Source organism: Jutongia huaianensis (assembly GCF_014384985.1).
Lineage (GTDB): Bacteria > Bacillota > Clostridia > Lachnospirales > Lachnospiraceae > Jutongia > Jutongia huaianensis.
Map to the genome: position 1 here is coordinate 1 of NZ_JACRSX010000030.1, position 10,699 is coordinate 10,699.

The window sequence follows — 10,699 nt, forward strand, 5'->3', positions numbered from 1 at the left end:
ATTTCCTGTCCGGAAATTAAAACTCCTCTATGTCATCAACGACTTTTGAGCGTAAAAAAACACAGTATGATATAACTCACTGTGTAACGGAGAAGGAGGGATTTGAACCCTCGCGCCGCGCAAACGACCTACACCCTTAGCAGGGGCGCCTCTTCAGCCACTTGAGTACTTCTCCACACGACAATAAATGTCGAACAAAAAATAGTATAGCAACTTTATACTGAGTTGTCAATCTATTTTTTCATTTTATTCTATAATTTTTTATTTTCTTATTATAGGTATTGTTTACCTATATTTATTCGTCTATTCATCTAGCGACAATATTGCTTTGTTGCCGTCTCATACAGATTATTTCCTTTACTGTCAATTACTACAATAGCAGGCAGTTTCTCTACCTCCAGCTTACGAATTGCCTCTGTTCCTAAATCTTCATAAGCAATTATCTCTGCCTTTTTAATACACTTGGATAATAATGCACCTGCTCCTCCAATTGCAGCAAAATAAACTGCCTTATTCCTCACCATAGAAGCAATTACCTGCTCAGATCGTTTTCCTTTGCCTATCATACCTTTTAAGCCATGCTCCAACATAAGAGGGGTATATTTGTCCATACGGCTGCTGGTAGTAGGGCCTGCAGAACCGATCACCTGTCCTTCTCTCGCTGGAGATGGTCCAAGATAATAGATAATATTATCTTTCAGCTCAACAGGTATCTCCTGATGTGCCTGAATTGCTTCATACAGTCTTTTATGTGCTGCATCACGGGCAGTATAGATCGTACCTGAAATATAAACCATATCCCCCGTCTCAAGCGATTCAATATCCTGTTCTGTAACTGGCGTATTAATATACTTTTCTGACATCGTATCATCAAACCTTTCCACAAATAGATATTTTATAATTAAACTCGTACTGTTATAAGTATTTTTTGACGAATTAAATAACGCTTAACGTCATCCTGATACTTTAAATAACACGATGCTTATGTCGGTTCACATGACAGCACATATTTACAGCGACCGGCAAACCGGCAATATGTGTAGGATATGTTTCTATATTTACAGCAAGAGCTGTAATCCTTCCACCAAGTCCGGCCGGTCCGATTCCCAGATTATTAATCTTTTCTAATAAATCTTCTTCCATTTCTTTTACATATGGGATAGAATTATGCACATTTGTATCCCTGGTTAATGCTTTTTTGGCCAGTAATGCACATTTTTCAAAGGTACCGCCAATACCTACACCTACCACAACCGGAGGACATGCATTTGGACCTGCAAGCTTCACTGCATCCAACACAGCATCCTTAACACCATCTATACCATCTGCCGGTTTAAGCATATAGACTTGGCTCATATTTTCGCTTCCAAAGCCTTTTGGTGCTACAGTAATGTCTATGTTTTCTCCCGGAACAATTTCATAGTGAATAATACCGGGAGTATTATCCTTTGTATTTTCTCGAAGCAGAGGATCCCCTACAACGGATTTACGCAGATATCCCTCTACATAACCCTGACGGATTCCTTCATTGACGGCATCCTCCAGATTCATTCCTTCAATATGAACATCCTGTCCGATTTTTAAGAATACAACGGCCATACCCGTATCCTGGCAGATTGGAATCTGACTGCTTTCTGCAATCTGCATATTTTCTTCTAATTGTGACAATATCTGGCTGCCAAGCGGGGATTCCTCCACCTGACAGGCATGATCAATCTTATCCTTCATATCATCTGAAAGATAATAATTTGCTTCTATACACATTTCCTTGATATTTTTTATAATCTCATCGGTAGAAATGGTTCTCATATTTTCATCCCCTCTGGCAACATTATTCCTGTGGATTATCTGTATCGTCGGTTTCTTCAATATCGTTGTCTGCTTCCTCTTCATTCTGTCTCATTTCGTTTTCCATTTCTTCCAGAAAACTATCCTTCGCATCGGAAGGCTGAGAATCTCTCACTTTTGCCATAGTCGCTACAACAATATCCTTATCCGGATCCAAGTCGATCAGCTTCACACCGGATGTAATACGTCCCAATACAGAAATCTCATCGACTCTCATCTGGATAATGATTCCTTCTGTAGTGATCAACATAATCTCATTTTCTTCATTTACTGCTTTTACACTTACAACATTACCTGTTTTTTCGGTAATCTTATAACACTTAATACCCTTACCGCCTCTGTGCTGCGGTGTAAATTCTTCAATGCGTGTTCTCTTACCCATACCATATTCTGATACAAGAACAAGATAATCTCCCTGTGTATCAAGCTGCATACCTACTACTTCATCGTCATAGGTAAGATTCATACCAATGACACCCATTGTTGCACGACCGGTTGGACGTACATCTGTCTCAGAAAAACGGATACACTGTCCATGCTTCGTTACAAGAATGATGTCCTTCTTTTTATTCGTTGATTTTACTTCGATCAGCTCATCATCATCTCGAAGATTAATCGCCTGAAGTCCCGTTTTACGGATATTGGCAAAATCCTTGATAGAAGTTTTCTTAACAATACCCTTCTTGGTTGCCATAAATAAATAACGATTTTCATCGTATGTTCTGATTGGAATGACTGCGTTGATCTTCTCTCCCGGTGTCAGCTGCAAAAGATTAATAATTGCAGTTCCTCTGGCTGTTCTGCCGGATTCCGGAATCTCATATGCTTTCAGACGGTACACTCTTCCCTTGTTCGTGAAGAACATCAGATAATGATGTGTCGTAGTCATAAGCATGTCAGCAATATAATCCTCATCAATAGTCTGCATTCCGCGGATTCCTTTGCCTCCACGATGCTGACTCTTGAAGTTATCCACACTCATTCTCTTAACATAACCAAGAGAAGTCATAGTAATGATGGTATTTTCCTGTGGAATCAGATCCTCCATGGAAATATCGAACTCATCATAACCGATAGATGTTTTTCTCTCATCGCCGTACTTGTCACGAATCAATGAAATTTCTGTCTTAATAACACCTAACAGGATCTTTTTATCTGCAAGAATTGCCTTATATTCTGCAATTTTTTTCTCCAGCTCGGCATATTCTGTCTCCAGCTTTTCTCTTTCCAAACCGGTCAAGGCACGGAGACGCATATCCACAATGGCCTGTGACTGTGCATCTGAAAGCTCGAAACGGGAGCATAATCTTTCCTTTGCCTCGGCAGTTGTTTTGGAACTGCGGATAATCTGGATCACTTCGTCAATATTATCCAGAGCGATCAGTAAACCCTCAACGATATGTGCTCTTTCCTCAGCCTTGTTCAGGTCAAACTTGGTACGTCTTGTAACAACCTCTTCCTGATGCTTGATATAATATTCCAGCATCTGTTTGAGATTCATGACCTTTGGCTGATTATCTACTAAAGCAAGCATAATAACACCAAATGTATCCTGCATCTGTGTGTGCTTATAAAGCTGGTTTAATACAACATTCGGATTAACATCTCTTCGAAGCTCAATACAGATACGCATACCCTCACGGTTTGTTTCATCACGAAGATCTGTAATTCCCTCGATTTTCTTTTCTCTATGTAATTCACTGATTTTCTCAATCAGACGTGCTTTATTCACCATATATGGAAGCTCTGTCACAACAATACGGTTCTTGCCATTCTCCATTGGCTCAATATTGCTCACCGCACGTACGCGGATCTTGCCACGGCCGGTACGATAAGACTCCTCAATTCCTCTGGTACCAAGGATTTCCGCTCCTGTTGGGAAGTCCGGTCCCTTGATGATCTGCATTAATTCCTCAATCGTTGTTTCACGATCCTCTTCCACAACATTGTCGATAATTTTTACGACTGCGTTGATAACCTCTGTGAGGTTGTGTGGTGGTATATTGGTTGCCATACCTACGGCAATACCTGATGTACCATTTACCAGCAGATTTGGAAATCTGGAAGGCAGAACACGAGGCTCTTTCTCTGTCTCATCAAAGTTCGGGTCAAAATCTACGGTGTCTTTATTAATATCTGCAAGCATCTCCATAGAAATCTTGCTCAATCTTGCCTCTGTATAACGCATTGCGGCAGCGCCGTCACCATCCACAGAACCAAAGTTTCCATGTCCATCTACCAATGGATAATGAGTAGACCATTCCTGTGCCAGATTTACCAGTGCACCATAAATAGAACTGTCACCATGTGGATGATATTTACCCATGGTATCACCAACGATACGGGCACATTTACGGTGTGGCTTATCCGGTCCGTTATTTAACTCGATCATTGCATACAAAATACGTCTCTGAACCGGCTTCAAACCGTCTCTTACATCAGGGAGTGCTCTGGATGCAATAACTGACATTGCGTAATCAATATAAGAGGTCTCCATTTTTTTTCGAAGATCAACCTCATGAACTTTATCAAAGATATTCTCGTCCATTTTTCCCTCAACTTTCTGCTGATTCACATTGCTTCATGAAAATCAGATTCTATTTCACAAATTACCAGGCTAATGTTTATTAAATGTCCAGATTGGTTACATACTGTGCATTTTCCTCAATAAACTCACGACGTGGTTCTACCTTATCGCCCATGAGTGTGTTAAATACTACATCAATCTCAGACTCTGTTCCTTCCTCAATGGTTACGCGAAGCAGAATACGCTTTTCCGGATCCATTGTGGTATCCCAAAGCTGCTCTGCATCCATCTCACCCAATCCTTTGTAACGCTGAATCTTATTATTGCCGTCGCGGCCTATCTCTGTAAGAATTTCATCCAGCTCCTTGTCATCATAAGCATAGCGGACTGTCTTATTTTTCTCGATCTTATAAAGTGGCGGCTTTGCAAGATATACATGACCCTGACGGATCAACTCCGGCATGAAACGATATAAAAACGTCAGCATCAGTGTTGCAATATGAGCACCATCCACATCGGCATCGGTCATAATAACAATCTTGTCGTAACGAAGCTTACTGATATCGAAATCCTCATCAATACCGGTACCAAACGCTGTGATCATTGCCTTAATCTCGGCGTTTCCAAGAATTCGGTCAAGACGCGCCTTCTCCACATTCAGAATTTTTCCACGAAGCGGAAGAATTGCTTGTGTCGCACGGTTTCTGGCTGTCTTGGCACTTCCACCGGCAGAATCTCCCTCTACGATGTAGATTTCACAGTTTTTCGGATCTTTATCACTGCAGTCAGCCAGTTTGCCGGGAAGTGCCGTACTGTCCAACGCTGTTTTTCTTCTGGTAAGATCTCTTGCTTTTCTCGCTGCATCCCTTGCTCTCTGGGCAAGTACTGCTTTATCACAGATAACCTTTGCAACAGCCGGATTCTGCTCCAGAAAATATGTCAGCTGCTCTGAAACAACAGATTCCACAGCTCCTCTTGCTTCACTGTTACCAAGCTTCTGTTTTGTCTGGCCTTCAAACTGCGGCTCTGAAATCTTAATACTGATAATAGCTGTTAAACCTTCTCTAAGATCCTCACCGCTGAGATTCGGATCACTGTCTTTTAATAATTTCATACTACGAGCGTAGTCATTAAATGTCTTTGTAATAGCGTTACGGAAACCGGTCAGATGAGTACCTCCCTCCGGAGTTGTAATATTATTTACAAAGCTATACGTTGATTCCTGATAAGAATCATTGTGCTGCAGGGCAACCTCTACATAAACATCTCCACGCTGTCCCTCACAATATATAATATCATCATAGAGTTTTTCTTTGCTTTTGTTTAAGTATTCTACATATTCCTTAATACCACCCTCATAGTGGAAGGTACGGATCTTAGGCTCCTCCAAACGATTATCCCGGAGAACGATCTTGATTCCCTTTGTGAGAAATGCCATCTCTCTGAGTCGTTGTCTCAGGGTATTATAATCAAACTCTGTCTCCTCAAAAATCTCCTTATCCGGCAGGAAACGCACCTCAGTACCATTATGATCCGTTACACCGATCTCTTTCAGAGGATACATTACTTTTCCTCTCTCATAACGCTGCTGATAAAGCTTGCCATCCTTGTGAATCTTTACCTCCAGCCATTCAGATAGGGCATTTACAACAGAAGCACCTACACCATGCAGACCACCGGATACCTTATATCCGCCGCCACCAAACTTTCCGCCTGCGTGAAGAACAGTAAACACCACCTCTACTGCAGGTTTATTGGCCTTGTGATTAATGCCGACCGGAATACCTCGTCCATTATCAATTACGGTAATAGAATTATCTTTTTCAATTGTCACATTAATTTCTGTGCAATAACCTGCCAGAGCCTCATCGACAGAGTTATCCACAATCTCATATACCAAATGATGAAGACCACGGATCGATGTACTGCCTATATACATACCAGGTCTTTTACGAACTGCTTCCAATCCCTCCAAAATCTGGATCTGATCTGCTCCATATTCGTTATTTACTTCTGTTCCCATAATTTTCCTCTTTTCTATAAAAACTTCACTTTTGACTTTCTATACTTATAGTACCGTTTACAACACGAAAAACTCTGTCTAAAGTCAGTTTACCATCAATAAACTCTTCAAGACCTGTACACGTAATGATCGTCTGGGTATCCTGAATACTGTCCAACAGATAATTCTGCCGGTTGCGATCCAATTCTGACAATACATCATCCAAAAGCAGCACCGGCTGATCATGGATCAGTTGTCTTACCAGCTCAATTTCTGCCAGCTTTAAGGACAAAGCGCAGGTCCTCTGTTGACCCTGAGATCCATATTTACGCAGATCCACATCTCCATTAAAGAAGCTCAGATCATCTCTGTGAGGTCCTACGTTCGTAGTCATGAATCTTAGATCCTTTTCCATGCTGTCTTTTAATTTTTTTTCAAATTGATCTTCCCCGGCGTCAGGCTCATAATGAACATTGAGTTGTTCCATGCCACCCGTCAGCTTTTGATTGATATGATAAACAATTTCTTTTAATTGTTCCACAAATTCTCTACGCCGCCTGATCAAACGACTACCGTAATCCAAAAGCTGTCCATCCCATATCTCTAAAGTATCCTTAAGAGATGGATTATAATAAATCTGCTTCAGCAGTTTATTGCGTTGATTTAATATTTTATTGTACTCGCCAAGATCGTGCAGATAAACATGATCTAACTGGCTAAGCTCCATATTGATAAATCTTCTTCTCTCGGATGGACCATTTTTAATGATCTTTAAATCCTCCGGAGAAAAAAATATAATATTGATCAATCCCATAAGCTCACTGGAACGCCGGATAGGAATGCCGTCAATTGCAATTCCCTTTGGCTTGCTTTTACGCAAATGCATGTCAATCTTATGAGAAATATCATTTTTGGTAAGCAATACACGAATATGTGCCTCATCTTCACCAATCCGGATCAACTCCCGATCCTTGCTGCCTTTATGAGACTTGGTCGTACCACTTACAAAAAGAGATTCCAAAATATTTGTTTTGCCCTGGGCATTATCGCCATACAAAACGTTAATATGCTCATGAAAGTCCAGCTTTGCTTTCTCGTAATTCCGAAAATTACAAACCTCAACGTGATCAATCCGCATTCATCTGAAATCCTTTCTATCTATTGAAAATTATACTATACTTTTAATATTAGCATAATTATTCTGCTAAGACAGTTACTTCCTGTCCCTCAAATTCAAATACATCCTGAGGATAAAGCTTTCTTCCCCTTCTGGTATCAACTTCACCATTTACCTTTACGAGGCCTTCTTGAATCACAATTTTTGCCTCTACACCGGAGCTTACCATATTTGCCAGCTTTAATGCCTGCCCAAGCTTGATAAAGTCATCCGAAATCTGAATTGCTTCCATCTGTCTTTCCTCCAAATTAATTAAAGTTAACAGGCAGAATCAAATATACATATGTTTCTTCCATATTGCGAATAAAACAAGGTGCTTTTGGATTGATCATGTACATTGTGATTTCTTCCTCGTCAATTACCTTCAATGCATCCATCAAAAATTTAGGATTAAATCCTATGAGAATATCCTTTCCTTCTTTCGAAATATCAATATCCTCTGACATAGATCCAATACCGGAATTGATAGCAAGACTCATGCTTGTATCTTTTACATCAATGATAACCGGTTTCTTTTCTGATTCACGGATCATCAGTGTGGTACGGTCAATAGAATCAAATAAATCTTTTTTGTTGACTGTTATTTTAGTTTCATAATCACTGGATAACATCTTGTCAATTTTGTAGTATTCTCCCTCAATGAGACGTGAGAGTACGATCGTATTGTCAAATTCAAATAATACATGTTTGTCTGTGAAATACATGCAGATTTCATCATCCAGGCCGCCATTTAAGATCTTGCTGATCTCAATTAAGGTTTTACCCGGAATAATAACACTAACATCATCATAATTCTGTTTCAAATCTACCTTGCGAATAGAAATACGATGACCATCCAGAGAAACAACTTTAAGCTGTGATCCCCTGATTTCAAAAAGTTCACCTGTCATAACCTTTGTATTTTCATTATCTGATATAGAAAATACAGTTTGTCTGATCACTTCTTTTAGGGTGAATTGTGAGATAAGTACACTTTTATCTTTTACAATCTTTGGAAGATATGGAAATTCTTCTGTATCCTTTACCGGAATATTAAATTTTGCTTTGCCACATGAAATATTCATTGTGAGATTTTCATTTACGGAAATGGAAACTTCATTGTAAGGTAATTTACGAATAATTTCGAAAAATACCTTTGCGTTTACTGCAACAGAACCCGGTTCTTTAATATCTCCTTCAATAATTGTTTCGATACCAATTTCAAGATCATTAGATATTAGTTTGATCATTCCATCCTTTGCTTCGATGACCATACATTCTAGTATAGCCATTGTAGATTTACCTGGAATAGCCTTTAAGGATATATTGATGCCTTCCAGTAATTTTGACTTGTCACAAATTATGTTCATGTTGATAACTCCTTTCAAAGCACAGCCAAAAAAAATCCGCATAAATATATAATTATTAATCGTAGTAGTAGTATTAGGGGGCGTTGATAAGTGTATAACCCCTTTCAGGCCTTAAAAATCAAGGGATGAGAGGCGGGGATAACTTCATGGACAAGCTAAGATTAGCTGTGAAATTATCAAAACTTATCAACAAGCCAAATTTTAAGTGATGAATCCACAAGACAGAAGTTCACAAAAATTGTTGATATGTGGAATTCTTATTGTGGATTTATTTTTTTGATCAGAATGTCAATGTCCTTCGCTACCTTGGAATTGGCATCGGTATCTTCTAAAAGCTTCTTAATGTTGTCTCTGCCATGAATAATAGTAGAGTGGTCTTTTCGATTAAGATGCTTTTTAATAACGTCTAATGTATTATTCGTAAGCTCACAGCAAAGGTACATGCATATCTGTCTTGGATGTGAGATATTGCTGCTGCGCTTGCTGGAGAGCAGGTCATTGGTAGAGATATTGAAATGATCTGCTACTGTTTCAATAATGTAGTCTATCGTAATCTCCTTTTTCTTATCCGGTGCGATCATATCGGAAAGGGCCTGTTTGGCGAGGTCCATCGTGATGTCATTATGGCGCAATTTTGAAAAAGCAATCACCTTTGTGATAGCACCCTGAAGCTCTCTAATATTAGAAGAAACATTGGATGCAATGAAATCAAGGATACTGTCGTCAATGGATAAGTTCTCCTCCTGAACCTTGCGGCGTAGAATCGCCATACGCGTTTCGTATGTAGGCGGCTTGATATCTACGGTAAGTCCCATTTCGAAACGGGAACGAAGACGTTCCTCTAAGGTTTTCATTGTAGCAGGGTGCTTATCGGAAGATATGACAATCTGCTTTTGAGATTCATACAGGTGATTAAAGGTATGGAAGAATTCCTGCTGCATGGTTTCCTTACCAATGATGAACTGAATATCATCAATGAGCAGGACATCGACGTTACGGTATTTATTACGAAACTCCTGCATGGAGTTGGAACCGTCTCCCTTTTTATCACGGATTGCTTCGACAATTTCATTGACAAAGGACTCACTGGTAACGTATACGACTCTCTGGGTATTATCCCGGTCAATAATATAATTGCCAATTGCATGCATCAGATGAGTCTTCCCAAGACCGGCTCCTCCGTAAATAAAGAGAGGGTTGTAAATATCACCCGGTTCCTCTGCAACCTTAAGGGAAGCAGCATGGGCATAATCGTTATTGTCACCAACCACGAAATTGTCAAATGTGTATTTAGTACTGATAAAAGGATGATCCTTACTAGGTAGAGAAGTGTTTTTAAATGTCTCTACAGGAGTAGTATTAATTTCGTTTTTAGAAATATAAGTAATATCATACTTAATATTAGTCATTTCCTCGATCGTAACCTGAAGAAATGCGCTATATCTCTTTTCAATAAAGCTTTTATTGCTGCCGATCTTTGCATCATCGATCAGGATCGTGAGATTCTTTCCTGAAATGGAATGCACTTTCAAAATCTTGATAAAAGTATTGAAGGCGGGATCAGATATATCAAAGTTCACTTTCATCTTTTCAAGAATATCGTCCCATTTTTCATAAAGTTCGTTTTCCACTTCAAGGTACCCCATTTCTAAAGTATATATTAAGTCATTTTGCAATGTTTCATATAGAAACAAATGGACAAGCAGCCTCTTATGAGTAGAATCATTGCATTTGCTTGTCTATCCTTATCTATTTTATATCATATGAAGATAAAATACAAGAACAAAGTAATAAAC

General features: G+C 39.4%; 8 protein-coding genes and 1 tRNA gene. All 9 read right to left on the reverse strand.

What is annotated here, in order from left to right; all coding sequences use genetic code 11:
• Positions 1 to 87: 87 nt before the first annotated feature.
• Positions 88 to 175: transfer RNA gene (locus H8704_RS13480), tRNA-Ser, on the reverse strand.
• A 136-nt stretch (positions 176 to 311) separates the two neighbouring features.
• Positions 312 to 863 carry a Fe-S-containing hydro-lyase gene (locus tag H8704_RS13485; RefSeq protein ID WP_249298602.1) on the reverse strand — a complete coding sequence of 184 codons (552 nt, stop codon included), beginning with the start codon at positions 861 to 863 and terminating at the stop codon, positions 312 to 314.
• Between the two features lie 103 nt (positions 864 to 966).
• Positions 967 to 1,809, reverse strand: a complete 843-nt coding sequence (locus H8704_RS13490) for a fumarate hydratase (RefSeq protein ID WP_249298605.1) — start codon at positions 1,807 to 1,809, stop codon at positions 967 to 969.
• A gap of 22 nt (positions 1,810 to 1,831) precedes the next feature.
• Positions 1,832 to 4,396 carry a DNA gyrase subunit A gene (gene gyrA / locus H8704_RS13495; protein ID WP_022465991.1) on the reverse strand — a complete coding sequence of 855 codons (2,565 nt, stop codon included), beginning with the start codon at positions 4,394 to 4,396 and terminating at the stop codon, positions 1,832 to 1,834.
• A 79-nt stretch (positions 4,397 to 4,475) separates the two neighbouring features.
• Positions 4,476 to 6,398, reverse strand: coding sequence for a DNA topoisomerase (ATP-hydrolyzing) subunit B (gyrB, locus tag H8704_RS13500; RefSeq protein ID WP_118679901.1), 1,923 nt, complete (start codon positions 6,396 to 6,398; stop codon positions 4,476 to 4,478).
• A gap of 25 nt (positions 6,399 to 6,423) precedes the next feature.
• The gene (recF, locus tag H8704_RS13505; RefSeq protein WP_022465989.1) at positions 6,424 to 7,515 is read right to left on the reverse strand and encodes a DNA replication/repair protein RecF; all 1,092 of its coding nucleotides are present in this window, start codon (positions 7,513 to 7,515) and stop codon (positions 6,424 to 6,426) included.
• A 58-nt stretch (positions 7,516 to 7,573) separates the two neighbouring features.
• The gene (locus H8704_RS13510) at positions 7,574 to 7,786 is read right to left on the reverse strand and encodes an RNA-binding S4 domain-containing protein (protein ID WP_022465988.1); all 213 of its coding nucleotides are present in this window, start codon (positions 7,784 to 7,786) and stop codon (positions 7,574 to 7,576) included.
• A gap of 16 nt (positions 7,787 to 7,802) precedes the next feature.
• Complete coding sequence (gene dnaN, locus H8704_RS13515; RefSeq protein WP_249298603.1) at positions 7,803 to 8,903, reverse strand: DNA polymerase III subunit beta; 1,101 nt, start codon at positions 8,901 to 8,903, stop codon at positions 7,803 to 7,805.
• A gap of 257 nt (positions 8,904 to 9,160) precedes the next feature.
• Positions 9,161 to 10,534, reverse strand: coding sequence for a chromosomal replication initiator protein DnaA (gene dnaA / locus H8704_RS13520; RefSeq protein ID WP_249298604.1), 1,374 nt, complete (start codon positions 10,532 to 10,534; stop codon positions 9,161 to 9,163).
• Positions 10,535 to 10,699: the final 165 nt, after the last annotated feature.

What these genes read in the sequence shown, in the direction of transcription:
- H8704_RS13485 (WP_249298602.1), bottom strand. Translation starts at nt 863, where the DNA reads ATGTCAGAAAAGTATATTAATACGCCAGTTACAGAACAGGATATTGAA.
- H8704_RS13490 (WP_249298605.1), bottom strand. Translation starts at nt 1,809, where the DNA reads ATGAGAACCATTTCTACCGATGAGATTATAAAAAATATCAAGGAAATG.
- gyrA (WP_022465991.1), bottom strand. Translation starts at nt 4,396, where the DNA reads ATGGACGAGAATATCTTTGATAAAGTTCATGAGGTTGATCTTCGAAAA.
- gyrB (WP_118679901.1), bottom strand. Translation starts at nt 6,398, where the DNA reads ATGGGAACAGAAGTAAATAACGAATATGGAGCAGATCAGATCCAGATT.
- recF (WP_022465989.1), bottom strand. Translation starts at nt 7,515, where the DNA reads ATGCGGATTGATCACGTTGAGGTTTGTAATTTTCGGAATTACGAGAAA.
- H8704_RS13510 (WP_022465988.1), bottom strand. Translation starts at nt 7,786, where the DNA reads ATGGAAGCAATTCAGATTTCGGATGACTTTATCAAGCTTGGGCAGGCA.
- dnaN (WP_249298603.1), bottom strand. Translation starts at nt 8,903, where the DNA reads ATGAACATAATTTGTGACAAGTCAAAATTACTGGAAGGCATCAATATA.